The organism is Methylovirgula sp. (genome assembly GCF_037200945.1).
Classification (GTDB): Bacteria; Pseudomonadota; Alphaproteobacteria; order Rhizobiales; family Beijerinckiaceae; genus Methylovirgula.
Genome location: NZ_JBBCGP010000001.1, coordinates 1,068,195 through 1,091,842, shown reverse-complemented (window position 1 = coordinate 1,091,842; position 23,648 = coordinate 1,068,195). Strand labels below are relative to the sequence as shown.

Sequence of the window (23,648 nt, the reverse complement as noted above, 5' to 3'; positions counted from 1 at the left end):
GGGATGATTATTCATCCCGCCCTGATGGTTCGCGACCTTGCCCTCAGGCCGAAGCGCGGTGTAAAGACTGACTCTTCGCCAGAATCTGCGCCATGGTCGCGCCGAACTCGCTCGGGCTTGGCGCGACGGTCAGGCCATAGGAACGCATGATCTCGGACTTCTCTGCGGCGCTATCGCCGACGGCGGAGATAATCGCACCGGCGTGACCCATGCGGCGACCTTTTGGCGCTGTGAGGCCGGCGACGAAGCCAACCACAGGTTTTACCATATTGTCCTTCACCCAGGCCGCGGCTTCGGCTTCCTGCGGGCCGCCGATCTCACCAATCATCAACACGGCCTCGGTCTCATCATCTTCATTGAAGAGAGCGAGGTGATCCATGAAGGAACTGCCGTTGATCGGGTCGCCGCCAATGCCGACGCTGGTGGTGATGCCGATGCCGAGCGCCTTCATCTGCGCCGCGGCTTCGTAGCCGAGCGTGCCGGAGCGCGAGATCACGCCGACCGTGCCGCGCATGTAGATTTGCGGTGGCATAATGCCGAGCATGGCCTTGCCGGGGCTGATGATGCCGGCGCAGTTCGGCCCGACCATCATCGTGCGCTTGTCCTTGGGATAGCGCATCAGATAGCGCTTCACGCGCATCATGTCCTGCGCCGGGATGCCGTCGGTGATCGAGCAGACGAGCCGGATGCCCGCATCCGCGCATTCCATGATGGCGTCAGCAGCGAAGGACGGCGCCACGAAGGTGATCGAGGCTTCGGCGCCGACTTCTTTCACCGCTTCCTTGACGGTGTTGAAGACCGGCAGGCCGATGTGCGTGCGGCCGCCCTTGCCGGGCACCACGCCGCCGACGATGTTGCTGCCGGCGGAGATCATGTCCTTCGCGTGGAAGGTCGCCTTCTCGCTGGTGATGCCCTGTACGATAATTCGGGTTTTCTCGTCGATCAGAATGCTCATGGTGCGTCCCTCATTGTACTGCGGCGAGCGAGGCTTTGTGGTCGCGGCAGGCGGCGACAGCCTTGTTTGCCGCTTCCCCCAAAGTTTCGGCACTGATGATCGGAATGCCGCTTTCCTTGATGATCTTGCGGCCGGCTTCGACATTGGTGCCCGCAAGACGGACGATGAGCGGAACTTTGATTTCCGTCTCTTTCACCGCTTGAACGACGCCTTCGGCGACCCAGTCGCAACGGTTGATGCCGGCGAAAATGTTGACGAGCACGCTCTTCACGTTCTCGTCCGAGAGGACGAGACGGAAGGCGGTTGCCACACGTTCGGGCGAGGCGCCGCCGCCGACATCAAGGAAGTTCGCCGGGTTGCCGCCGGCGTGCTTGATCATGTCCATCGTCGCCATGGCCAGGCCGGCGCCGTTCACGATGCAGCCGATCTCGCCTTCGAGACCGATGTAATTGAGATTGTGCTCCGCCGCCTGCGCCTCGCGCGGATCCTGCTGTGAGGCGTCGTGCATGGCGGCGATGTTGGGCCGGCGGAAGAGCGCGTTATCGTCGAACGACATTTTCGCATCGAGCGCGATGATCTTGTCGTCGGCGGTCAGCACCAGCGGGTTGATTTCGAGCATCAGCGCGTCGCAATCGCGGAAGGCGCGATAGGAGGCGAGGATGACGGCTGACGCGCGCGCGACCTGCTTGATGTTCAGCCCGAGCGCGAAGGCAATTTCGCGCGCCTGGAAAGCCTGAAGACCGACGGCCGGCTCGACGACGATCTGGATCACCGCATTGGGATCGGTCTTGACGATCTCTTCGATCTCCATGCCGCCATGCTGCGAGGCGATGACGCGGACGCGCTCGGTCTTACGATCAAGCACGAAGCCGAGGTAGAATTCCTTTTCGTACGCCGCAGCGACTTCGATATAGACGCGCTGGACCGGTTGGCCGTCCGGCGCGTTCTGGATCGTGACGAGCCGCTTGCCGAGGAGATCATGCGCCGCCTGGCGCACTTCCTTATAATGCGAGCAGAGTTTGATGCCGCCCGCCTTGCCGCGCGCACCGGAATGAATCTGCGCTTTTACTGCCCAGCGCGAGCCACCAAGTTCAGTTGCAACATAAACCGCTTGCTCTGGCGTAAAGGCCACCGCACCTGGCGCAACGGCGACGCCGAATTGCGCCAGCAATTGCTTGGCCTGATACTCATGAATATCCATTACCGGCAATCTCCTCCGAGAAAGGCGTCGTCTAAAAGGTTGGTTAGCCGAGTTTATTCGGCTTCGCCAGATAGCAAAGCGGACGAGATGGCCGAAGCCTTTGTCTCCGAGCGAGTTTTTCGCGTTGCGGAATCGCTGCGGTGACTTATGGTCGGCGGCTCTCGCGTGCGGTTTACGAGACAAAACCGGTCAAGAGCGCTTCGGCGAAGCGCGGCGGCGGTCCGGAAAACTGCGCTAACGTGCCGCAATTTTATTGCAGTGCCATAAACGGCTCAGCTTGCAGGTTGTCGCGCGATTTTGCAAAAGCTGAAACAAAAAGTTCATCGATTTAACGGGAGGTTTGGCATGGACGAACGCAGCGCTCGGATGATAGCGCGCTTTTGCCCGCCCGGCTTGTCGAAGGCTACGAGATGTTTCTGCGTGGTCGCTTCCGTCGCGAGCAGGATCGCTATCGCGATCTCGCTGACCGCGGCCAGAGCCCGAACGTCCTGCTCATCGGCTGCTGCGATTCCCGCGTCTCACCGGAGGTGATCTTCGATGCCGACCGGGCGAAATCTTCGTTCTGCGCAACATTGCCAATTTGATCCCGCCTTACGCGCCTGACGGCGAACGACACGGCACGTCGGCAGCGCTGGAATATGCGGTCAAGGTTTTAAAAGTCGGGCACATTGTCATCATGGGCCATGCGATGTGCGGCGGCGTGCGCGCCTATGTCGAAACGCAATCCGGCTTCGATGTGAAGCTGGCGCCGGGCGATTTCATCGGCCAGTGGATTTCCCTGCTGGGCGAGGCTGCAGCCAAACTCGGCCCGCGGACGGAGCCAGCGGCAGACTATGCCGAACGGCTCGGCCGCGCCGCGATCGTCGAATCGATCGCCAATCTGCGCACGTTCCCGGACGTCCGGGCTGCGGAGGAGGCAGGCGAACTCGTCTTGCACGGCGCCTATTTCGGTGTTTCCGACGGCAGGCTTTTTGGCCTGGACGAAACGACAGGCAAGTTCGAGCTGCTCGCGGCGAACGCTCATGCAGCGGCACTCGGCACGCCACGGTTTTTGACGCGCGGCGATGACGCCGACTTTCGATCTGCAACGTTTCGTCGGGGCGCAAGCGCCGGTCTACACGCAGGTCTGCGGGGAATTACGACGCGGGCGCAAGACGACGCATTGGATGTGGTTCGTCTTCCCGCAGGTCGCGGGTCTTGGCCTGAGCCCGATGGCGGTGCGCTTCGCGATCGGTTCGACCGCGGAAGCGCGGGCCTATCTTGCCCATCCCTTGCTCGGGATGCGGCTCCGCGAATGCACAGCACTGGTACGCGGCGTCGAAGGCCGCACGGCGTATGAGATTTTCGGCAGCCCCGATGATCTCAAATTCCGCTCGTCGATGACGTTGTTCGCGGCCGTCGCTGGAGACGAGACGATTTTCGCCGATGCATTACGGAAATATTTCCCCAGCGCGGATGCACGCACGCTCGAAATACTTGCGCGTCACGTCTGATCTTCATGCTGTTGCGCATTGCCCAGCACCAAGCTCCGTAACGGCGCCACGCATGACAGCGAAAGGTAAAACGGGCGAGAGATTGGCCTCTCGCCCCGCAGCGATTGTTTGAATCGTTGTAAATTGGCTTACTTATGTGAATGCTCATGCGCCGTGGCGGTATGCTTGTGGGCGTGACCGCTATGTTCGTGCGCCGAGGTCGCGTGCTCTTTCGCTTCGGCGTGCCGACCGTGTTCGTGATCGTGCGCGGCTTCGCGGTGATGATGCGCGGCACTTTCGTGGTGCGCCGCCGCCGCGTGATGATGTTCACTGGAGGGATGCTTTGTCTTGGCCATGACGTCTCCTCTTTAGTGATTATCTGCCCTCTCGAGGGGGTATGATGGACGTGGGGAGGCGCTGCGCTGGAGTCAACGTGCAATCTTAAGAACACGCGTTCGCCAGCGAACGATGGGCGTCCCGGAAGAACACCAGCACCGATATCTCACGGTACCGAATGAAACAAAAAAGCCCTGACATCTCAGCATGTCAGCCTGTCAGGTTGTTTCAGGCGGCTCCTCTGGTATTCCCCAATACCCCATCATCTAATGGGGTAGGCGGTGGGGTACGATGGATGGCGAAGCTCTCAGCACGGAAGGTCGATTCGATCAAAAGCCGGGGCGCCACGGCGATGGCGATGGGCTTTATCTGCAAGTGAGCGCGACCGGGTCGAAAAGTTGGCTATGCTTCTACAGATGGCATGGGAAGCGCCGCGAGTCGGGGCTGGGACCATATCCGCGCGTATCGCTATCAGAAGCCCGCATGGCCGCCGCAGAAGCCCACCGGCTCGTCCGGCAGGGCATCGACCCCATCGAAGCGCGCAAGCGTCCTGAGGGCTCCCTATTCGGTGCTGTCGCCGATCGCTTCCTTGTTGAGCGAGTCGAGCTTTTCAAGAATGCGTCGCACCGCCGCGCGTGGGAGCGCTCGCTGACGTACTATGCGAAACCAATTCGGCACATCCCCGTCGATAAGCTGACAACGGAGGATGTTCTTAAAGTCGTTAGGCCCGTCTGGTTGGCACGCTGGCCAACGGGAAAAAAGCTTCGCATCCACTTGAAGCAAGTCCTCGACTTCGCCCGCGCCCTCAAGCTGCGCTCGGGACCGAATCCCGCGGCATGGGCTGAGAATTTAGACGACATACTGCCGCCACGGCCCGATAAAGAGCAGCACTTGCCAGCAATGCCATGGAGCGATGTTCCCGCGTTCATCGCGCAACTGCGCCAGCGCGAAGCGACGGCGGCACGGCTTGTGGAGTTCACCATCCTGACGGCCTGCCGAAGCATGGAAGCGCGCGGCCTGACATTCGCAGAAATCGACCGCGACGAGCGGGTTTGGACATTACCAGAGGATCGCTCAAAGACCGCAGCGAACACCGCTTTCCGCTTTGCGCAAGAGCTATGGAGATCATCGAGGAAATGGCGCTCGACTGCGACGGGCTAGACGATTCGCTCGTGTTCCGCTCCCCGACCGGAAAAGTCTTTAGCGACGTGGCCGCTGCGCGACTCATGGAACGCATGACTGTCAAAGGAATCACCTTGCACGGATTCCGGTCGGCGTTTTCTGATTGGGCGCACGAGTCGACGGATCATCCACACGAGATCATTGAAGAGTCGCTAGGACACGCGGTCGGCTCGGCCGTTTCTCGCGCTTATCGTCGAACCGACGCGCTCGAAAAGCGCCGGGTGCTCATGGCTGATTGGCAAAATTCCTGTTCATGAAATTCAAATAATTATGCCGTTTAGGCAAGTATATGCTCAAATCTGAGCAGCCCTGCTTATTATTTATCATAGGCTTAGTCGCGAAATCGGACCATTTGGGCCTGCTGAATACTTTGCGGTACTATTCGTGCGGCTCGAAGGAGGAGTCTCGCGAATGAGCAATGTCACCAAGATTGACGACTGGCGGCGTCGCGCCGGTCACACTGTCCGCAACGCACAAGAAATACTGGATGCATCCCGCACGACCGTTTGGCGGCGCATAAAGAGCGGCGAGCTTGAAACATTCCACCTTGGCCGGGCGATCCGGATCAAGACCGAAAGTTTGATCCGCGTGATCGACGGGGAGGCCGCGTGAATAATAGAAAGGCCGCATCCTCCCAAAAGGATGCGGCCTTTCGAAGCTTTGTTGCTCCGTTCGACCCGGCAAGGAAAACGGATGCAACTTTCCAGAACAACGGCAAGAGCCGCGAACAACAGGCACAAGTATAATGCAACCCGCAAAATTACTCAAGGGACCGTGGCAAGAAAATCAATCATTAAACAGTAATTATTTGCTCAGTCCAAAGCAAACAGTAGAGATTCCTCTCAACACAGACTTGAAAAAGTGGCCGCGCTGTCAGCCTGACATGGCCCTAATCGAATGGATGGCAGACAATATTGACGGGGATATTCTTGGACGCGCACACAAGCTTATGACTGCAAGCATGCGGCAAGTCCCCGCCGGCACGCTACCAGACGATGACAAGCTTCTATCGAGGTGGGCCGGCTATAGTGCTGGGCGTATCGCTGCTTGGCATAAGGTCAAAGATCGCGTCATGGATGGCGTGTGGTTTAAGCGCGCCTCGGATGGCCGCTGGCAATGCGGCGTCTTGACGGAAGGAATCACCGACTATCTCAGTAAGCGGGACGTTCAGCCGCGGCGCCGCCCGTCCAATCCTGCCGTGACGCTAGAAGATGATGGGGCCCCGTTCTAGGGTGACTTGATCCTGAAATGAGGGTGGAACCACCCTGAAATGAGGGTGAAATCAGCCTGAAATCACCCTGAAATGAGAGCGTAAATCGAGCGTAAGTAGCTGAAATACAGAGCGGCGCTGCACCCCTTTCTGAAGTAGATTGTCGTGCCGTGCCATGCGGTGATCTTCTATTAGCCGGATCAGAGCTTCAATTATCAGAGCCTCCCAACCGAGGCCGGAGACGCCTCCAAATTTTGGGGCGTCATTTAAAATTCCACTGCGCAAAGCCTGGGTGATGAAATCGTCTAGGTCGATGAAGCGGACAGTGGGAGAGCCTTCGACCGCTAGCCTTATTCGGAGGAGGGGTCGCGAGAATGCATACTTCGCGATTAAGGCCGTCGAAACTCCGCCTCGTCACAATCGACGGACTCGTCGCGGAAATTTTCCACGGCCGAAAGCCTGAGGCAAACGGATACCGATCGGATCGGTATCCCTTGCGGACTTGAGGATACGGGTCCGATCCGTATCCCAAGCGCCTAGCCGGAATGCAAAGGGTATGCACTTTCTGCGTACCCTTCCACTCTGCTTGTAAGCCCGTTATCGTTCCTTACTTCGCTTCAAGCTCCTGCCAGCGGTCGATGATTTTCGCCCGCATGGCTACGCTGTAGCCGCTGACGAGGATAAGTGTTTCGCGCTTCGGGAGATCGAAACAGCGGCGCGGGTCGCCGCTCGTGTCGGTATATGAGCCCGGTCCAATTTTGGACCCCAATGAAATCAGCATGTTATCTATGTCGCGAAGAACATGCTTGTGCTCCTTCCCCGTAAGCTCCGCGATCTCCCGGCTGCTCATGGTCTTCTCACCGGCGTTGAGATCCAACTCCCCGCATTGCGGTGAGTCGTACCTTCGTCGAACGGCGCGCAAAGCCTGAATGAGATGGGCCGAAGCCGACCCTCAGGCAAAAGGGTACGCAGAAAGTGCGTACCCTTAGGTCGTGTTAGCAGACTAAGGGTATGTACAAAGCGAATACCCTTCAAAGGGTACGGATCCGATCCGTATCCTGAGACCTGACATCTAGATCGACGGTACCCTCCGCGTGGGCACCCCTGCTTAGGGCGACGAAGGCCGCTGGACCGATCCCGGACGCCCGCCAGTCGCGGCGGTCATGCGCCTCCAAAGCTGCTTGCCTTTGGCGGAGAGCGTGGCGCTCTCGGAAACGCGGAAGGTGAAATAGATCGGTTCGCTCCACGATTCGCTGACATCGCCGCGGTCGTTTTCTTGGTCATTTTTCATTTTCAGTCCCCAAGGGCGACCTTCGCCCTGACGACGACCTAGGTACCCGCGGAGCGGCGGAGGATGCGCAAATCGAGATCAGACTACTTCCTGACGTTTTGCCCAAAATTTTCCGGCACGCAAAGCCTGAGTGATTGAAACCGGGCCAATGGCACCAATCCCATAAGGAACGAGACCCCCGATAGCGTTGTCAAACCCGGTGCCTGACACAGAAACCTTGACGACGAAATAGAACGCCCATGTCAGGATGAAAATCGTCTCGAAGGGAGCGGCAAAAGTCGCCTGTTCTCCCTCTAGGACCGGATATGACCGGCGATGACAAATCCTGACAACATGTGACGGCCGGGGAGGGCGAAAAGGTGCCCAATGCGCGCGGCTCGCGCGTCCTAGCCGGGAAAGTAAACGAGCTGACAGACGGCCTCCCCAAAATTGGGGAAGCCTGTGTCAGGACCGCACCTTCACCCTCATGACCTGTGTCGCCGACCATTTGCCGCCCCTGGCCGTCGCGACGTTGCGGTCGTTCAACGCGCTCGCCAGCGCCGCAAGGCTCATCCCGCCGGCCGGATCGATCTCGGCCAGGACTTCGGTCACATCCGCCGCCCGCTGGTCGGCATTAGCCTTTGCAGTGGCCGCGCCAAGGGCTTGGGCATAGTCACGGGGCGGAGTGCCGCGATAGCCGCCTAGCGTCTTCCCTGTCGATTTGAGAGCCTGCAAAGCAGCCCGCGTCCGCTTGGAAATCAGCTCCGTTCCACCGAGCCGACCGCAGCAGAGAGAATCGCGAAAACATCGTCTCCGTTGACGTTGTCGAGAGCGATGACGGAAATTCGGTTTCGCTTGGCAAATTGATCGACCGTTTCGCCAGAGCGTGTCAGCCTGTCAGCCTTGGCGACAACCAGCGTCGCGCCGTAGGTCCGGCATTGCTTGACAGCAAGCGCCAGTTTCGGCCGGTCATCCTTGGCGCCACTTTCGATCTCGACATACTCAGGCCGGATGATCTCGTGATCTTCGCTCTTGGCGAAATTGCGGATCGCGTCTAACTGCGCAGCGAGTCCTAGGCCGGAACGTCCTTGCGACTGTGTGCTGACGCGGCAGTAGGCTACGAGCTTGGCCATGATTACAATCCTATCAACGAGCGTTGTTAGAGTTGTAACGCAATCTTTCGCCCTGTCAATCGGTGAAAGCCCGCTCCCGACTTTTCGGGAATGGCAATCTCCCCGCATTGCGGGAAGTTGATTTGCGGCATGTCACCGACACTGACGCGAGATAGAGGACTGCTGAAATTCCAGCGCTCCGATTCCTGTTCATTGACACGCGCGACGAGCGCCGGCCGGGCCGCCTGTCAGGGTCCGATAAATGACCCCCTATGGCTTCGATCTCGATCGCGTCAGGGCCGCCGCCTCTCACCTAGACGTGGAGACCAAAATTTTGAATTTTTGAAAATGTCAGCCGCAACCGGCTTGTGAAAAAAATGCAGATACAGAACCCGTGTCGGGATTTTTTGGGAATAAAAAAAATCCCAACTTTCGGGACCGTGTCAGCCATCATCACAAACTTTGGAAGCGCCATCGGCGATGGACTTCACGCGCGCGCTCAATACCGCGCTTGACATCCTGAAAGTCGCGTGGTTCCTTTCACGTGCGATCTGTGACCACCCGACATATCTGGTGTTAGATCGTGGCATCGCCTAGACGCCGCCTAACGTCTCCAAGGCTCAGCCCGTCGCTCCGCACCGTGGCAAACCACGCTACAGGAGTGACTTAGAATGTCTTTTAAAGATCGCCGATTTCTTACCGTCGCCGAGCGCGCTGACATGCGAGTGATTCTCGCCGCCACGCTCGGCCGTTTTGGCGCAAACAACCAGCTCATCGATGCGATGGACACGGCGGTAAATGAAGAAGCCGTGGATGTTTTTATCAGTGACGATGCCGACGAGTATGTCCTGCTGAAAATGGAAGGATCATACGTTCTCGTGACCCAGGGCGGTTTTACCAAAGTCAATCCAGGCCGGACCCAATAGGCTCGCGACAAAAAGGGTTGCCCCGACATTGGGGCAACCGCACCCGCCACCTGCGCGCGGCGCTTCCGACCAAATCCGGAATCGTACCTGACACGAGATGCAGCCCCCGAAATTTTCGAAAATTTGACCTGTCAGCCCAAAATTAACGAGGCGGCGCAAAAAAAGGCTCGATTTTTGCATAATAGCTGTTGACATTGCCGCTTCGGAGGCGCATTGTCATAAATACAAGATGAGTAATTCCGCCCGGCAGCCGATTGGCTCGACCGGGTTTTTTCGTCTCTAATCCCATCAGCATTGTGCAGGTCCACCGCCGGGGTTTCGGGAAATTCCTCCGGCGGCTCCCAGCCTGCGCATAAGCCAACGCCGCCGCCCGCGCCTCCGGGACGGCGGCGTTGGCGTTTTCAGGAGCCACAAATGGGCCGACGCGCCATTTTCGACGACGACGATTTCCGTCGCGACCAGGTCGATTTTCTGTTGGCTTGCAAAATTCCGATCACGCGAATCGCGGAGCGGCTCGAAATCGATGCGCGCACAATCGGCAGCTATCGCCGCCAGCGGCTAGCCGAAAATCCCGACTATTTCAAAGGTTTCGCCGCACAGAAATTGACGCCGTTCGACCTTGCAGAGAACTACGCCAACGCCCAACGCGTAGCCGCGCGTCTCGCTGTGGAAGCCATCTTCAAGCATTCAACCGCCAACAATCCGGAATCGTCATGACTCACACACCCGAGCAAATCGCCCAAGCCACGAAGGATTTGCAGCGCACGCCATCGTTGGTTCACGACTTGGCTGATGAAGCCGCGCGCATCGAAAACATTGCGCGGCATAACTCGCCAAACTGGCGCGCTTTGGATGGTGAACTTCAACTCGCCCTTGGCCGCGCCGGGAATGCCGCGCCGGCAATCGGCGTCTTAATGCTTCGCGCCGCCATCGATCATTTCAGCGTCCGTGCCGCCGAAGAGGCCGCCGCCCGCGAAGCCGAAGGGACCGCAGCCCACAAACGCGCGGATGATGCGCGGCTTGCAGTTCAGCGCGAAGGAGTGCGTGTCGCATGGGCCGAACGCGTCAGCAAAGAAACCCTCTCAGCCGTGAGCCGCCTGGCCGAACGCATCCAGCGCGCCAGAGAACGCCTCGGCGCAATCTCCAATGAGGTTCAGCTCAGGGAAGTCCTGGGCGATATCGCCGACGCCGCAACCTCGATCAACGCGACCATCGCCCTCGAGTCCCGCGCCTCTATCGACCGCGAAGCTGCGGAAGCCCAGCGCTGCGCCGCTTAAAGGAAACTGACGATGAACGACTTCGCTCCCGAAATCCGCGCTGCCGCATACAGCGCGTTGCGAAACGCCGGCCTGCTTCACGCCGATCCCGACCTCGCCGGCCTCTTCGATCTCTCGGAAGTCCGAGTCTCAAACGGTCGTGCGATTGTGCCGCCTAGCTTCGTCAAAACGGCGCGCGCCGCAAAGCCCGATTTGTTCACCAAAGACGCGATGTCGATGACGGCGGCTGAAGTCACCGCGTCTATCAACAAGATCGCCACGACCAACGCGAACGCCCGACTCGCTCGGGAAAGCCAAGCGTTTCTCGATGGCCTGAAGAAAAAATACGCCGCCTGACACGCGCCAACGCGAGCCTGACACAAACCTAAATTCGCACACCGACGGTTGCCATTCCCGCCTCCCGCTTTCGCGGCGGTGCGCTTCGTCGCGCGCTCCACCCCCCAGCCCCTCCCAAAAGGAAAATCAGACATGACCTCTTATCCCGCAGCCCGCTATTGGGCGCTGCGCCTGCTGGCGCACGCTTCCAATTCGCGCCGATTCCTTCCGGAATTTTGCTCGCGACTCCATTCACGCTTGCCGAAAATCTCGCGCTGGCAGGAATAGAAATTGCCACATTCGCCATCGTCGAACAGCAGGGTTTGCTGAAGGTCGCAATCTACGCGGCCGTCAATGGCTTGCCGTCCGGCGCAGCGCTTGTCGCTACTGACATCGTGGTGAAGCCGAACTCTCGCGCCATCTGGCAGGCGCCCGCCGACTCGCCCGTCGTTATCGAGGCCGGAAATTATTTCGCTGTCACGATGTCTTCTGGCGCCTTGACGCTTCGCGCGATCGACGGCGACTCGCAAGAAATCGAGTCGATACTTGGCCGCTCGGCGACTTCCGATCAGCGCCCGGTCAGCGCACTTGTGTTGCCTGCCGCGGCTGTCACTTCGCTTCCGCTGATATTCGCCGGCACCGAAGCCTGGCAGGACTGGCACGCTTCGGTCGGTGCTCCCGTTGTGTATCTCGCGAGCTAATCGCTGACACGCTGAAACTTCCCTACCGCCCGCCGTGTAGACAATCACCACAAGGCAAATCATGAACAAACTCACCGCACTTTTAAGCGGCGCGTTCTTGCTCGCGCTCGCTGTTACCCCCGCTCTCGCCGGACAGTCGTCGTTCGCCGTTGGCCCGTCGGCCGGCACCGTCGCGGCTCAGACGATCACCGTCTCCTCCGTCACGAGCATGTCAGACGTGACAGGAACCGACATAGCTTGGGTTGTCGGAACGGGTCTGACAGACACCGGCCCAACGACGATATCGGTCAATGGCCTGACAGCGGTTCCAGTCGATCGCATGAACAGCGGTGCGCTGATGCCTCTCGGCGGTGGCGAAATGCCTGCCGGCAAAATGGTACGCGCATTCTTCGATGGAACAGAATTGGTCCTCGAAACCGATTACACCGGCAGCGACCCTGTCGGCTCATCGAAGATCATAAATTACACCACGCCCCGACCCCGGCTACGTGCTTGAAAATGGGCAATGCTTGTCGCAGACCGGCGAGCCAGCGCTGTTCGGCAAATACGGCACTCAATACAATACGCAGGACACCTGCCCAGCGGGCCAATTCGGCGTGGACAACAAGGCCGGGCGCACCGTCGCCGCCGCTGATACTTTGACAGTCAGCGGATCAGCCGCCGGAATTCTGAGTAATTGCGCGTCGACGATCGGCGCAACATGCGGCGTTCAAAGCAGCGTTGTCGCGCAAGCCAATCTCGCAAATTTCACACTCCCGTCATCGGCTTCCGCGTCGACCTCTTCATTCGCCAGCGTCAGCGATCCCGGCCATAGCCACGTGCAGAATGGTTCGAGCGCTACGGTCGGGGCGGAAAACAACGACAACGTCAATCCGCTGAACGGCGGAACCTCCAATACCAGGAGTGCAGTCACCGGTATTTCCGTCAGCGTGTCCTCGTCGACTTCGGTTGGAACCACGGTAACCTCTGGCGGCTCCGCTACTCCGCTGTCTTTGGTCCAACCCACCAAGATCGTTTATCTTCGAAGCCAAACTCTAAGGAGAAGATTCCTATGATTTTTCGTTTGATGTGCGTGGCCTTCATCGCGGCAAGCACTGCTGCCTTCGCTCAAAGCAACACCATCGCCAAGTATGCGGCGGCTCCGCCGCCCCTTGCTATTACGTTGAGGACCGGCTTCTTGAGCCAGATTCCGTCATCCAAGATCGTCTTCGATAAAATTCAAACGGAGATGTCAGTTGGATATTTCGCAGCGGTGTCCGACGAATTCAATTGCACGCAAAATCCCGCTGTCGCGATCTACGACTGCGGAGCGGATCACTCATGCGCTAACGGAACATTGGTGGCATCAGTAACGCTGACGGCCTCCGGGACGCTCGCATCAGAAACTCCTTCGGGAGCCGTAATTGCCGGTGGTGATTACTATGCCTGGAACATTTCAGGCCAATGCACCGCCCTCGATATCAATGCTAAAGCCGCACTAAGCGGGCCCTAGCAAGATCCTCTATCCCGAACCGCAATTTGAGGGCGCCTGACATGCAGCCGCGCGCTTGATTTAGTCTAACATGACGAGGAAGCCTGACATGCGTGCTGACACTGACACGGACTTCTTCCGCAAAACTCCGGGCGCGAATTATCGCGTCCGGGATGCGCGGCCCGGCGAAGTCGAAGAATTGATGCGACGCATGTTGCCTGCCGGTGCGGTGGTTGCGGGTGAGTTCATCGCGCCGGAGACAGCGGCGTTTGCCGTCATGGCTATGAAGATCGACAGGAAGACAATTGTTCGTCTGCTTGTGGTCAAAACGCCCGGGTGGAAAGAGCCGCCGGCCGATGCGTTCGGCGTGCATGCCTTAGTGCTAGGCCACAAGCTACCGATCGACGTGAAGGCGGGTTGGTAATGAGCGACATTTACAAAATTGCCGTCCAATTGCAGATGGTCTCAAACGCTCCGGCGTTCCTGGCCATGCTTTCGAGACAGGTCCTCGGAGTCCATACCAAGATCAAGGATCTCGAAGGCGGCTTCAACCGGCTTCACGCGGCGCTTGGCGGCGGTATTGCAATCGCGGCCGGCGCGGCCTTCGTCGGCGTCTTGAAAGCAGCGACCGACCAAGCGTCAGAACTAAATCACCAGCTCGCTTCCGTGGCAACGCTGTCAGCGAATCCGATGCAGTCCGTCGCGCTGCGCACCCGCGCGCTTAACGCGGGCGAAGCTACCGCACGGAACGTCAACGGGACGAGGATCTCGGATAACGTCAAGATTTTTGGTGAAAGCTACTCGCTTTTGGGCGAGGCCGGTGCGTCCGCGGTCAATCAGCCGCTCGCCAAACTTGGCGTTGTGCTGGGCGCCATCGAAGATCCAGATCGCGCGCAAGAGCAAATTTACAATATGCTTCGCTCCGGCGACCTCGCCGGCAAAATCCAAGATCCAAAGACGCATAAGGTCGATCCACAGCGTCTTTTGACGTACCTTGGCCTCGCCTCGCGAATCGCCCGCTGCCACGGGAGGGAAGGTCGGGCCTGACACGTTTTTCCAGCTCGCGCAGCAAGCGCGCCGGGCTTGAAGGGCATGTCGAATGAGGGCCTCGTCGGCATGTTGATGGCCGCTCAGGGCATGGGCGGCTTCCGCGCCGGTACGGCGACAATGTCTCTGTTCTCGCAATTCGCTGGCGGTCGCATGACGGCGCAAGTAGCGAAAGAGCTTCACGGACTAGGACTTGTCGGCAATTACGAGACTATCCGCGGCGGCGGCGTCCAGTTCGACAAAGGCGCCCTCAACACGCCATTCATCAAGCAGCTTTTGATCGACCCTTTAGCCGGCATGGGAACGCTGCGCGATACGCTTGGCAAGCATGGCATCGAAGGCGATGCAATGAACACCGAGATCTTCAAGATCTTCGGCCGTCAGACGACACAACGACTCGCCAGCGACTTCCTGACAAACCTGGAAACGATGATCGCCGAGCGCACACGCACGATGCACGGCCAGGATCTCGACGAGCAATACAAGACGCGCCAAGAGCAAGACTACGACACGAACATCCGCAACGTCGATATCGCTTGGCAAAATTTCATGAGCGTCATTGGTGCGCCACTGACAATCAAGGCGATCGGCTATTTGCAGCAGATCACCATCGCTATCGATAGTTGGACTGCCAAGGTCGAGAAAATGAACCCCGGCACAATAGTCCGCATCGCCGAAGCCATTGGAGTTCTCGGCCTTACGCTCATCGGAGCGGGCGCTGTTGCAATTATCGCGGCTCTCGGCCCGGCTGGCTGGATCGTGCTCGGGATAGGCTCGCTCGCCGCCGCATTAGCGGCATTCAAGCCAGAGGCGTTCAATAGCTTTATTCACGGCATCGAAACCCTCATCGGTTGATAAATAAACTGTTCGCACATCAAGCCCGACGAAGTATCTCGGCAAAAATCCGATCACGAACCCGAGGGATTTGCAGCCCTTGAAGCCTGTCACGATCGACAGTCTTTCTAAGTCGACCAGCAGCCTAGCCATTTCGGTTGAGAACCTCGCTAAGTCGATTCCAAGTTTATTTGCGCCGTCATCCCCGTCTGTCTATGGCGGGAGAAATGCGCACAATCCTACGAGCGGCGCGGTCGTCAATCCCGTAAAGGCCGTCCCGGCGCAGCATCATGCCAGCTTGTACGGCACGAGCGGCGTTCCGCAGCGTTCTATGGCATCGATCAATATCACGACACCCGTCACTCTCGACGGCAAGCAAATCGCCAAGGTCGTCACGAAGTATCAGACCACCGCGGCCTTAATGCCGACTTCGATATCGGGCGGCGCGGACGATTATGGCTCGTATGTCGGGCCTGGCACCACTATGCCGGCGGCGTAAATCTCTTGCTCGATCAAATTCGCTCAATGACGCAGGTCTGTAGCTCTTTATAAACATCCATCGCTGGATTGATTAACGGGGCTAAAGTAACGCGCATAAAGGCGTCGGTGTCATTTCCGCACTGCGTAAGCCCAAGCAGGGATTTCAGTTTCACGTAGAGCGTGCCCGCGGCCGATTTAAGATCGTCTGGTGGGTTGCGACGCGAAACGCTTTCCGCGATGGCGTCGCGTTTTACGGCAAGCGCATCGCTCAACATTTCTGGCCTTCCGACGCTACTCACCAGCGCGTCTATAACTTCATCATCAAACAGATACGATTCAAGGTTTCTACGGGGCAAGACTAGACCGCCATCTCGTTCAAATTCGTCGACTTCTTGTTGTGACTTATCGTCTCGATCGCATAGCGCGATGACTTTTGCCTTTGGAAGAATCATCTGAAGAGCATCTTTGACTGACACTCTCGCCGCTTTAATTTGATTGGAAGCTCCGCCAGAGATAAAGAGCACGCCGTTAGTTCTCGAAGCAAGGATTTGATTATAAATCTCTGCGTCGAAGTCCTTTCGTCTGGTGCCCAATGAAGACCCTTCGCAGACGATAATTGCCTGCGGCGCAAGCTGATCCGAAAGGTCGTCGAGTGCAATTGACAACATTTTCTCCCAGCTAACTCGGCCGAGATTACTTGGGACAAGTTCTTGAGCAATGTCGGGTTCGACGCCATCGAAATCGATCAGCGAAACACTACCCGGAGTGGCCACGGCTAATTCTTGTGCTGCTCGCAAGACGCCCAAGGAGTGTGTGGTAATCCAAAGCTGGCATTTGTCCGGCAATATACGGACCATCTCCTTCAACAACTTTCCTTGCACGCGCGTATGCAAATGAGTGTCAATTTCGTCAATACAAGTAGATAGCGTTCGGGAAATATTTCTTGTTTACGTGTAGATCTAGCAAAAGATCGAATGCCGATTTCTCTCCCCCCGATAAATTCATGTAATGGTAGGAATCGATTGAGCCCTTCTTGAAAAAGAAAGCTCCGGCGCCCAACGGGTCGGAGATGTTTTTAAGAATCAGATCCCCAAATACACACTCCATCGACTCACGAATGCCTCCAATCAACTCTTCCCGGAGAGCTTGAACCGTTTTGGCATCGTTTCCTTCGCTGTAGACACCGGACATCGTGTCATAGATCAACCTTTGAAAATTCACAGAGACAGCCAAGTCATTCTCGATAAGGCGCCCAATTTTTGCATACTCCGTCGGCGGTAGCGGTCGCTGAATCTGTTGGACACTGAAATCCGGATCATTCCGAAACGCGGTACGGATGTACAAGCAGCCCTTGCCAGGGGACTCTCCATCGGACAAGGTCACCTCGCAACTCTGACTTGGTATAAAGTTCTCGGCCGAGCTTTTCTGATAATATTTATGGTCGCCCGAGAAGCCAAACCCAGCATTCAAGCGGTACCAGAGCAACAAACCGTCAAACAGGGAAGACTTACCGCATCCGTTGGGGCCGACCACGACGACTAGCTTTGCGGTCTCTGAATATCTTTGATCACCAAATCGGTGAATCGTTTGTAATTCTTCAATTTGATCTTCGTAATTCGCATGTCAAAGAAACCCCGGCTCAATCGTCATCGGATCATCATCGCCCGCACCCGCCTTGTTAATCCACCGATTATCGCAAGACACTTAAGCAGGCGGCGCGGTATCCTCCTGCTCCCCGCTCCACACAATGCTCACCGCTCCATCCGGCAACGGTTTTTGCAACGATAGCGCCTCCTGAATCGGCGCATTCATCCACAATTCGATTTCTTGTGGTGTCGTAAGGATGGCCGGCATTGCCTTTTCGTGGACCGCTATCACGTCTGCATTTGGCTCAGTCGTGAGAAAGCCGAATAGATGGTGCTCGCCTTCAATAGGATTCTTCTGCGTTCCACGCACACCGCGCCATTTGCACCACAAGCCTGCGAAGAAGAATAGCGGGCGTTCCTCGTTAAATGCAAACCAATGCCACATCTTTTTACCTGTTACCCGATCGGCATGCGTTGACGGCTCGCAGAAGCTTGTCGCCGGCACGACGCACCGATTGGCTAACGCCCGTCCATGCACGCCAATGTGGAGAGCCGAGATTACGCACGTTCGTTACGCCGCGATCGATACCTTGCAGAACCGAGCGCGGAGTCGGCAAACCCCACCGCAGCATGACGAGTTCGCGTTCTCCGTCATCCGCCTTGCGGACCACTGGCGCCATCATGTCGGGAAAGATCGCGGGCATAGGCGGGAGGTTGCCTGTGTGGTCGTGCATCGCGCGTGCTGCGGCGCGGATGGCGGCCTAGCCTTTCAATTCTGAATACAGATTGCACACCGAACGGCTTCCCAGGGACAAAAATTGGACTCGACTCTGCCACGCGAGCGGATAAATTGCCCGGAGAACATATCAGGAACATGCGGGCAGGGCAATGCAAGCACGGCCGAAGAGAATTCCGCGGCGAACCGACGACGATTTGCTCGATCAAGGCGTCGACCAAATCATTGCGGTAGCACGGCGGCGACGCGCGGGGCGGCTATTCGAGCGTTGCTTCAGTCAGTGTCCTATCTGGAGGCTGCGCGCGATAGGGCGCTGGTGCTCGTGTCTTATGGCTATGCGCGCGGGAAGCTGCAATGAGCAATGGTGCATGTCCCGCGCAACAAAGACGTTGCCGACTGGACACTGTACGAAGTCTCGCGCTGCGCCAGCCTTCATTTTGAGTGCACGCGGGTGTTGGAAAATATCGCAGCAGGAACCTGGACCATGATGGAAAGGTTCGGTGAGAAGCAACGCTGGGTGAGTTGGCACGCCGCATGCGGTGCCGTCGATGCGGGCGAAGGCAGGCCCGTGTGCTTGTTAGGCTTTGGGGCTGGCGGGGCATTAAAGCATGGCGGCCGGTTGTGCCGAGCGGCGGGAGATGAGAAAAGCTGAGTGCGATAGAACGCGGGGATGAGGAGCGGCCCGCATATGAATGTGTTCGTGGCAAAGCCCTACGCCGTCTGCCAATCCGCGATTTATGAGTGGCTATCAAAACAAGTCACTGTAAGCACCGCCCCTGTTCATCGTCCCAATCGTCTTTGTATTCAGGCTCTAAATATCCGAAGCTCAAAAGCGAATCCGCGCGTAAAATTTCTACTTTGCTCGCGGTTATGTCATCTCCTGCTAAATGACCCTCAAACGTTATTAATATGTCAATGTCCAAGGTGAAGTTTCGAGATGCATGTGTTGTTCCCATGTTGACTTCATCACCATCAATCGAGTCATACATGGACAAGGAGAAGAATCCGTCTGCTACGACATCAACCTCTATCGCATCCTGCACGACAAGTCTGGTGTCGTACTGGATAATGAGCGCGTCAAAGCCGCCGCTCGCGTTTTGAAGTCGACAACTCTGCATTCATGAGTTGAACATAATCAACTTCGACTGGTATGAACTGTCCGCTTCTCCATCGACCGGCCAGTCTGATACGGCTTCCGTCAATAAGCCATTGAACTGCGCAGGCCAACGTGCCATTTGAATGCGTTGCAATGTCTGACAAGAGCTTTTGAGCGGTTGCCATCGCCGTCGCCTGCTGATGCAATGACGAAAGCGCAATTCCGAGATCGCTCACGACCGTTATGCACGGTGACTTTTCCGCATATTCGGCCCAGCCTTTGTCTCCGCTTACTGCCAATATTTCCTTGCCGTTCTCGCGTGCCCACTGCTCAAGCGAGAGCAACGCGATTCCGTCGGGGAACTCGGCTTTCTTTTTCCCCGTAAGGGCGAACGGTGCCCGTCCAGAAAAGTACATCTGGACTATCTCCGTCATACTTGCGTTCTGCTCTGAAATCCTTTCTGCCCCGATCTCTCTCAAAAACGAGACTAAACGCTCGCGAGCGATCTTAGAAGGATCCGGGTCGGCATCGCCGAAATAGGCGCTGGTGAAAGGGATGAGCTTGTGGAACATCGCGGCTTTGGAAGCCTTAAAAAACTTTCCCTTGGCTTCAATCGTTTTCGAGATCAAATGTTGAAGTATTTCCTGTATCACGATTTCTGATACAACAATCTGAATTGGTCCTCTGCTTAAATATGCTTTAAACTGGCCAACAAACCGCCATCGAATATTAAAGCCGTGTGCCTCAGCGCATTGCGTATCGAAAGGTCAGGACGTCGTATTTCATTGAAAGGCTCATTTGGAGGCTCTTTGCCTTGCTTTTGCACGAGGGGTTGCGTGTTCCGACTCGTCTTCATTCCCACTCCGCGACGCCGCCGTGACGAGAACACGTGCCTGCATGGTGCGTGAAAAGCTGTGCGAGCCGTCATTGCAGATCGCTGTCTCGCCCGCCTGATGCGTGGTTGCACAAACGGGCCGGTGTACTTCCCGGCCGTCCTCATTGATGTAGTAGCCGGGCGTATCGTGGCAGGCTGAAGCGGGCAATGCGATCGCGGGCACGAACAGAGCGCCGGAAATTAAGGCGGCTCGTAAGGTCAGCATTGAGCTTTCTCTCGCCAGCGCTCCAACGGCGGCCCAACGGATAGTAAAGCACCGCTTAAGGCTAAGTGGCAAGCATCGAGCCGAACAACCGCGCCCTTTGTGCGTTACAGGCTATATGCCAATGGGAGGTACGCCATGGCTCTGACCGCAAGCGACGTCGAGGCTGTGCTTGGCCCCACGGATGAATCCATGGTCGCGCAGATTATAGCTACCGGCGCTAACGGTCGCCGATCTAGCCGAGGCTTGGGCTTGGATAAATAACGAAGAATCGTTGATCGCTGAAGGTCGTCCGCTTCCTACTGGCAAGGTCGCGGAACTCTGCGATCTTCTCGATGAACCAGGGGACGATCTTGAGTAATCCACTTCCCACGTAGCGGGCCGCGGGGAAAAAGCCTCGCCCGCAGGGGGTTAGCGGGCGAGGCTGACGTTATACGGCGCGAATGAGAGCGCCGTGAGGGAGCTGATAGTACTCCCGAATTTATGACAGAAGGATTGCAATTCCCGTTGAGTCCGCGTTTTTGCTGCAACACAACCGCGCTTGAGAAAAATACGGCACCGCATTTCGACCCTGACACGCGGCTATGTCAGCCTGACACTCCCGTTTAGGGGTACTCACTTTCTGAGTACCCCTACCGCCCTGATATTCTCTGTCAGCGTGTCAGGAACATAAATTTCACAGATCGGTCCGAGTCGTGTTGACGGCGCCGCGAAAGTAAATGATCTTGACCGCGCATCATACTACGATGTGGTCACCGGCAGGCCCACCGCGACGATATTCGGATTGAAGCAAAGCCGGCTCTTGCTTCGTCCTCGTCCAACCTTTTGGAGACGTAGGATGTCCGAAGATTCGGCATATGAAGCGCGCGTACGCCGCGCTGCGAAGCGTTTGGGCTGGCGGATCGAGAAGAGCCGCGCCCGCAATCTGCACAGCAATAATCGCGGCTTGTATCAGCTCATCAACGATCGCAACACCGTAATTGGTGGCGTTGATTACGACGCGACGCTTGATTCGCTCGCCCATTGGATCGAGCAAGAAAGTCCGCGCGCTACTTGACGGAATCGCGACTCACGCGCATCAATATTTCGTCGGAGCGGTCCATAGAGCATCTGCCGATAAGGCCATTCGGTCCCTGACCGCCCGACGATCTTCATAAGGTTTCGTTCCCGGCTTGTCGTCAAAGCCCGCTCAAAGGGTCCCGCCTGAATGAGCCGCGTTGCCTGCGCCGGTGGGGGGGGCGGCGCTGACATTGGCCTGACAGCTCTGACATGGCCTTACGAAGAAGGGGTACGCACTTCTGCGTACCCTTTTCCGCTTCAAGAGCTTGATCAACCAAACGCCTGACAGCTTCAGCCCGCGTCGGCAAGTCAGGCTGTTTGCGGCGCCACTTGTCGATTTCTCGCGACGAAGGCGGGATCAGCACGCATGTCGAGACGGTGAGAATTTCATCCCGAGGGTATAGGCGATGTTGTACACCCCGGCAAGTTGTACATTGACAAGCTAGCGAGTCCTGGGCACTATGATTTGAGCGTCGGCCTTTTGGCGGCGCTGGCTTCGGGCGAGACGCCTCATGAAAGCCTAGGGCGCAATGCCCGCCTTCACGGGAAACTTAGCTGAATGAAGCCGTCCGGGATTCGTCTCGGGGGCTACCACGCGCGGCCACCCTGCCGAAAAGCCGGGTGGCTTCCTTTAGGCGGTTGAATAGTGGAGAGGCCCAAATGGAAAGCATTACACAAGCCAACGGCTCCGACAAAGAAGTCATCGGAACGGTCAAAAGGTTGATGACTGACGAGAGGGCATACCGAAAATTTCTCAAGGATGTACACGGTCCGGCCGAGGCCGAAAAAATACAGTGCCCCAGCGTCGAAGCGTTCGATAGCTTTTACCGCGCGGACCAGCGGGCAACAGCGTCGTCACGACATCCGTGACCTATCTCGATCAACTGTCACTGATACAAGCCCGCACGATCGAGGGAATCAAGGCGAAGGTCAAAGTCCTAGATGATCTTGCGACGGTCCATGAGAAACTAGCCGAAAGTATCTTCGACGATATTCGCTCATTCGATCCGGGATCGGGGCAGTGACAGGCGAAATTGAGCCTGACACGCCGCTCCGGCTTGAAGAAGCGATCCGCATCAAATTCCCCACGGGCAATATGACTGTGTCAGGCCTTCGCAAAGAAGCCCACAGGGGAACGCTCCGAGTTTTCAAGATCGCGAACAGCAATTCACGACGCTGAAAGCAGTCGAGGAGATGATTGAAGCATGCCGAGAAAAGCCAAGGGAATCCGCTCTGGCTCAGGCCGGCGCATCACGATCACGCGCCAGTCTGCCTTATCAAAGACGGAGGCAAGCAAACATCGACGGGCTGCAATGCAACAGGCATTGCGGGAGCTGAGGGGTGAAAAGAATGCGTGAAGATCAACTTAGACTCCGCGAAAGCATCCAACGCCTCGCGACCGATTTGAACGTAGAAGCGCAGCGCAGTCTGGCGGTCTGCGACCAGCTCGGCGAGACACACGGCCGGCGCCCACTTACCGGCGTTGAATGGGACATGATCGTAGTGGGCGCTATCGCCGACGTGAAGATGACCGAGGACTTGCGGAACCTGACAGCGCGGCTGTGACAAAACACAGCGCTGGGATGACGGGGGTATGTACATTGCGCATACCCTCGTCAGCTGGATGATGATGGCGCTCCCGGAATAGTCTCTGACGGTGTCAGACGATGCCATGGGTACAGGTGGGGTAGTGCGTGGGGTTGAAGCGCCGATATAATAAAACTACCCTGCAATTTCAAAATGTTAACAATTACCGTGGCGTCCCGGAAGGGAGTCGAACCCCTGACCTACGGTTTAGGAAACCGTTGCTCTATCCTGCTGAGCTACCGGGACTTGCCGCGAGACTTGCCAACGACACCTGCCATGAGCTGCGTCACGCCTTGCCTTACCATGACAAAATGACGGGTTCTAGCGGTGTGGCACAGTACACAATAAGGCGTCCGGCGTTTCTTCGCGCAATTGCGCTCGTCGCTTCAGTAGCGATGTCGCCCGTTAAGGCGCAGCAATTGTGTCCCGTCGCCGGGGATGAACGGGTCGCCGTGGCCTCGGTCGACGAGCGGCTTGAACTGGCTTTGACCGATGGACGGGTTCTGCGCGTTGCCGGCGTCGAACCCGTACGCCCGACACCCGACAATCCGGATTTTGATATGGCCTCGCGGGAGGCTTTACGCTCCGCAGTCAATGATGGTCTCGATATTGTTACGCTTGGACGGCCGGATCGCTGGGGGCGCATCCCCCGTTTTTGCCTTTCTGCCGCCAATGTCCGCCGCCATTCCTAAACAATC

Annotated in this window: 35 protein-coding genes, 1 tRNA gene and 3 pseudogenes; 25 read left to right on the top strand and 14 right to left on the bottom strand. The window is 57.4% G+C overall.

Annotated elements, in window-relative coordinates; all coding sequences use genetic code 11:
* Nucleotides 1–43: 43 nt before the first annotated feature.
* Nucleotides 44–955, bottom strand: a complete 912-nt coding sequence (gene sucD / locus WDN02_RS05280) for a succinate--CoA ligase subunit alpha (protein WP_337292494.1) — start codon at nucleotides 953–955, stop codon at nucleotides 44–46.
* 10 nt (nucleotides 956–965) lie between these two features.
* Nucleotides 966–2,156, bottom strand: a complete 1,191-nt coding sequence (locus WDN02_RS05275; protein ID WP_337292493.1) for a malate--CoA ligase subunit beta — start codon at nucleotides 2,154–2,156, stop codon at nucleotides 966–968.
* Between the two features lie 380 nt (nucleotides 2,157–2,536).
* On the opposite strand from WDN02_RS05275, the gene WDN02_RS05270 reads away from it, so the two are divergent.
* The 8 genes and pseudogenes from WDN02_RS05270 to WDN02_RS05235 all read left to right on the top strand — a co-directional run bounded on the left by WDN02_RS05270 (nucleotide 2,537) and on the right by WDN02_RS05235 (nucleotide 6,377).
* Complete coding sequence (locus WDN02_RS05270; protein WP_337292492.1) at nucleotides 2,537–2,740, top strand: hypothetical protein; 204 nt, start codon at nucleotides 2,537–2,539, stop codon at nucleotides 2,738–2,740.
* Nucleotides 2,737–3,066 (top strand): annotated as a pseudogene (locus WDN02_RS05265) (carbonic anhydrase); the annotation flags it as partial. The gene WDN02_RS05270 and the pseudogene WDN02_RS05265, both read left to right, overlap by 4 nt.
* Nucleotides 3,067–3,220: 154 nt before the next feature.
* A complete protein-coding gene (locus tag WDN02_RS05260) occupies nucleotides 3,221–3,649 on the top strand; it encodes a DUF1810 domain-containing protein (RefSeq protein WP_337292491.1) in 429 nt (142 codons plus the stop codon).
* Nucleotides 3,650–3,816: 167 nt separating this feature from the next.
* Nucleotides 3,817–4,029 carry a hypothetical protein gene (locus WDN02_RS05255; RefSeq protein WP_337292490.1) on the top strand — a complete coding sequence of 71 codons (213 nt, stop codon included), beginning with the start codon at nucleotides 3,817–3,819 and terminating at the stop codon, nucleotides 4,027–4,029.
* Between the two features lie 226 nt (nucleotides 4,030–4,255).
* Nucleotides 4,256–5,125, top strand: a complete 870-nt coding sequence (locus WDN02_RS05250) for an integrase arm-type DNA-binding domain-containing protein (RefSeq protein ID WP_337292489.1) — start codon at nucleotides 4,256–4,258, stop codon at nucleotides 5,123–5,125.
* Nucleotides 5,083–5,403 (top strand): hypothetical protein, encoded by a 321-nt coding sequence (locus WDN02_RS05245; RefSeq protein ID WP_337292488.1) that lies wholly within the window; start codon nucleotides 5,083–5,085, stop codon nucleotides 5,401–5,403. Before WDN02_RS05250 ends, WDN02_RS05245 begins: the two co-directional genes overlap by 43 nt.
* A gap of 154 nt (nucleotides 5,404–5,557) precedes the next feature.
* On the top strand, nucleotides 5,558–5,758 hold the full coding sequence (locus WDN02_RS05240) for a helix-turn-helix domain-containing protein (protein ID WP_337292487.1): 201 nt from the start codon (nucleotides 5,558–5,560) through the stop codon (nucleotides 5,756–5,758).
* 133 nt (nucleotides 5,759–5,891) lie between these two features.
* Complete coding sequence (locus WDN02_RS05235) at nucleotides 5,892–6,377, top strand: hypothetical protein (protein ID WP_337292486.1); 486 nt, start codon at nucleotides 5,892–5,894, stop codon at nucleotides 6,375–6,377.
* Between the two features lie 589 nt (nucleotides 6,378–6,966).
* Here WDN02_RS05235 and WDN02_RS05230 read toward each other — a convergent pair.
* The 4 genes and pseudogenes from WDN02_RS05230 to WDN02_RS05215 form a co-directional block, all read right to left on the bottom strand.
* Nucleotides 6,967–7,206, bottom strand: a pseudogene (locus WDN02_RS05230) (Rha family transcriptional regulator); the annotation flags it as partial.
* A 258-nt stretch (nucleotides 7,207–7,464) separates the two neighbouring features.
* Nucleotides 7,465–7,647: a hypothetical protein gene (locus WDN02_RS05225; RefSeq protein WP_337292485.1), complete on the bottom strand. Its 183-nt coding sequence runs from the start codon at nucleotides 7,645–7,647 to the stop codon at nucleotides 7,465–7,467.
* 444 nt (nucleotides 7,648–8,091) lie between these two features.
* Nucleotides 8,092–8,361 (bottom strand): hypothetical protein, encoded by a 270-nt coding sequence (locus tag WDN02_RS05220; RefSeq protein WP_337292484.1) that lies wholly within the window; start codon nucleotides 8,359–8,361, stop codon nucleotides 8,092–8,094.
* Nucleotides 8,362–8,384: 23 nt separating this feature from the next.
* The gene (locus tag WDN02_RS05215) at nucleotides 8,385–8,759 is read right to left on the bottom strand and encodes a recombinase family protein (RefSeq protein ID WP_337292483.1); all 375 of its coding nucleotides are present in this window, start codon (nucleotides 8,757–8,759) and stop codon (nucleotides 8,385–8,387) included.
* Between the two features lie 650 nt (nucleotides 8,760–9,409).
* On the opposite strand from WDN02_RS05215, the gene WDN02_RS05210 reads away from it, so the two are divergent.
* From WDN02_RS05210 to WDN02_RS05155, 12 genes are all read left to right on the top strand, one after another.
* The gene (locus WDN02_RS05210) at nucleotides 9,410–9,664 is read left to right on the top strand and encodes a hypothetical protein (RefSeq protein WP_337292482.1); all 255 of its coding nucleotides are present in this window, start codon (nucleotides 9,410–9,412) and stop codon (nucleotides 9,662–9,664) included.
* Between the two features lie 414 nt (nucleotides 9,665–10,078).
* Entirely contained in the window at nucleotides 10,079–10,381 is a 303-nt protein-coding gene (locus WDN02_RS05205) for a hypothetical protein (protein ID WP_337292481.1), read from the top strand.
* Nucleotides 10,378–10,941, top strand: a complete 564-nt coding sequence (locus WDN02_RS05200; protein ID WP_337292480.1) for a hypothetical protein — start codon at nucleotides 10,378–10,380, stop codon at nucleotides 10,939–10,941. The genes WDN02_RS05205 and WDN02_RS05200 overlap by 4 nt, the downstream gene beginning before the upstream one ends.
* Before the next feature lie 12 nt (nucleotides 10,942–10,953).
* On the top strand, nucleotides 10,954–11,277 hold the full coding sequence (locus WDN02_RS05195; RefSeq protein ID WP_337292479.1) for a hypothetical protein: 324 nt from the start codon (nucleotides 10,954–10,956) through the stop codon (nucleotides 11,275–11,277).
* 158 nt (nucleotides 11,278–11,435) lie between these two features.
* Nucleotides 11,436–11,957: a hypothetical protein gene (locus tag WDN02_RS05190; protein ID WP_337292478.1), complete on the top strand. Its 522-nt coding sequence runs from the start codon at nucleotides 11,436–11,438 to the stop codon at nucleotides 11,955–11,957.
* A 61-nt stretch (nucleotides 11,958–12,018) separates the two neighbouring features.
* Nucleotides 12,019–12,453, top strand: coding sequence for a hypothetical protein (locus WDN02_RS05185; protein WP_337292477.1), 435 nt, complete (start codon nucleotides 12,019–12,021; stop codon nucleotides 12,451–12,453).
* A 13-nt stretch (nucleotides 12,454–12,466) separates the two neighbouring features.
* A complete protein-coding gene (locus WDN02_RS05180) occupies nucleotides 12,467–13,012 on the top strand; it encodes a hypothetical protein (protein ID WP_337292476.1) in 546 nt (181 codons plus the stop codon).
* Nucleotides 13,009–13,449, top strand: coding sequence for a hypothetical protein (locus WDN02_RS05175; RefSeq protein ID WP_337292475.1), 441 nt, complete (start codon nucleotides 13,009–13,011; stop codon nucleotides 13,447–13,449). Before WDN02_RS05180 ends, WDN02_RS05175 begins: the two co-directional genes overlap by 4 nt.
* Before the next feature lie 88 nt (nucleotides 13,450–13,537).
* Nucleotides 13,538–13,852: a hypothetical protein gene (locus tag WDN02_RS05170; protein ID WP_337292474.1), complete on the top strand. Its 315-nt coding sequence runs from the start codon at nucleotides 13,538–13,540 to the stop codon at nucleotides 13,850–13,852.
* Complete coding sequence (locus WDN02_RS05165; RefSeq protein WP_337292473.1) at nucleotides 13,852–14,475, top strand: hypothetical protein; 624 nt, start codon at nucleotides 13,852–13,854, stop codon at nucleotides 14,473–14,475. Before WDN02_RS05170 ends, WDN02_RS05165 begins: the two co-directional genes overlap by 1 nt.
* Nucleotides 14,476–14,520: 45 nt before the next feature.
* Complete coding sequence (locus WDN02_RS05160; protein ID WP_337292472.1) at nucleotides 14,521–15,330, top strand: hypothetical protein; 810 nt, start codon at nucleotides 14,521–14,523, stop codon at nucleotides 15,328–15,330.
* 79 nt (nucleotides 15,331–15,409) lie between these two features.
* Nucleotides 15,410–15,808, top strand: coding sequence for a hypothetical protein (locus WDN02_RS05155; RefSeq protein WP_337292471.1), 399 nt, complete (start codon nucleotides 15,410–15,412; stop codon nucleotides 15,806–15,808).
* A 13-nt stretch (nucleotides 15,809–15,821) separates the two neighbouring features.
* Here the strand turns inward: WDN02_RS05155 and WDN02_RS05150 are convergent, their stop codons facing one another.
* From WDN02_RS05150 to WDN02_RS05120, 7 genes are all read right to left on the bottom strand, one after another.
* Nucleotides 15,822–16,655 carry a hypothetical protein gene (locus tag WDN02_RS05150; RefSeq protein WP_337292470.1) on the bottom strand — a complete coding sequence of 278 codons (834 nt, stop codon included), beginning with the start codon at nucleotides 16,653–16,655 and terminating at the stop codon, nucleotides 15,822–15,824.
* A 43-nt stretch (nucleotides 16,656–16,698) separates the two neighbouring features.
* Nucleotides 16,699–17,322, bottom strand: a complete 624-nt coding sequence (locus WDN02_RS05145; RefSeq protein ID WP_337292469.1) for a hypothetical protein — start codon at nucleotides 17,320–17,322, stop codon at nucleotides 16,699–16,701.
* Between the two features lie 171 nt (nucleotides 17,323–17,493).
* Nucleotides 17,494–17,880, bottom strand: coding sequence for an SOS response-associated peptidase family protein (locus tag WDN02_RS05140; RefSeq protein ID WP_337292468.1), 387 nt, complete (start codon nucleotides 17,878–17,880; stop codon nucleotides 17,494–17,496).
* Complete coding sequence (locus WDN02_RS05135) at nucleotides 17,825–18,109, bottom strand: hypothetical protein (RefSeq protein WP_337294991.1); 285 nt, start codon at nucleotides 18,107–18,109, stop codon at nucleotides 17,825–17,827. Before WDN02_RS05135 ends, WDN02_RS05140 begins: the two co-directional genes overlap by 56 nt.
* A gap of 760 nt (nucleotides 18,110–18,869) precedes the next feature.
* Nucleotides 18,870–19,154, bottom strand: a complete 285-nt coding sequence (locus WDN02_RS05130; RefSeq protein WP_337292467.1) for a hypothetical protein — start codon at nucleotides 19,152–19,154, stop codon at nucleotides 18,870–18,872.
* A gap of 34 nt (nucleotides 19,155–19,188) precedes the next feature.
* On the bottom strand, nucleotides 19,189–19,935 hold the full coding sequence (locus WDN02_RS05125) for a PIN domain-containing protein (RefSeq protein ID WP_337294868.1): 747 nt from the start codon (nucleotides 19,933–19,935) through the stop codon (nucleotides 19,189–19,191).
* Between the two features lie 66 nt (nucleotides 19,936–20,001).
* Nucleotides 20,002–20,307: a DUF3761 domain-containing protein gene (locus tag WDN02_RS05120; protein WP_337292466.1), complete on the bottom strand. Its 306-nt coding sequence runs from the start codon at nucleotides 20,305–20,307 to the stop codon at nucleotides 20,002–20,004.
* A 135-nt stretch (nucleotides 20,308–20,442) separates the two neighbouring features.
* On the opposite strand from WDN02_RS05120, the pseudogene WDN02_RS05115 reads away from it, so the two are divergent.
* From WDN02_RS05115 to WDN02_RS05100, 4 genes and pseudogenes are all read left to right on the top strand, one after another.
* Nucleotides 20,443–20,665 (top strand): annotated as a pseudogene (locus tag WDN02_RS05115) (hypothetical protein).
* A 477-nt stretch (nucleotides 20,666–21,142) separates the two neighbouring features.
* Nucleotides 21,143–21,361: a hypothetical protein gene (locus WDN02_RS05110; protein ID WP_337292465.1), complete on the top strand. Its 219-nt coding sequence runs from the start codon at nucleotides 21,143–21,145 to the stop codon at nucleotides 21,359–21,361.
* 662 nt (nucleotides 21,362–22,023) lie between these two features.
* Complete coding sequence (locus tag WDN02_RS05105) at nucleotides 22,024–22,233, top strand: hypothetical protein (protein WP_337292464.1); 210 nt, start codon at nucleotides 22,024–22,026, stop codon at nucleotides 22,231–22,233.
* Between the two features lie 480 nt (nucleotides 22,234–22,713).
* Nucleotides 22,714–22,929 (top strand): hypothetical protein, encoded by a 216-nt coding sequence (locus tag WDN02_RS05100; protein ID WP_337292463.1) that lies wholly within the window; start codon nucleotides 22,714–22,716, stop codon nucleotides 22,927–22,929.
* A 190-nt stretch (nucleotides 22,930–23,119) separates the two neighbouring features.
* Here the strand turns inward: WDN02_RS05100 and WDN02_RS05095 are convergent.
* Nucleotides 23,120–23,196 (bottom strand) — tRNA-Arg (locus WDN02_RS05095).
* Nucleotides 23,197–23,345: 149 nt separating this feature from the next.
* Between WDN02_RS05095 and WDN02_RS05090 the strand changes: the two genes are divergently transcribed.
* Nucleotides 23,346–23,642 carry a hypothetical protein gene (locus WDN02_RS05090; protein WP_337292462.1) on the top strand — a complete coding sequence of 99 codons (297 nt, stop codon included), beginning with the start codon at nucleotides 23,346–23,348 and terminating at the stop codon, nucleotides 23,640–23,642.
* Nucleotides 23,643–23,648: the final 6 nt, after the last annotated feature.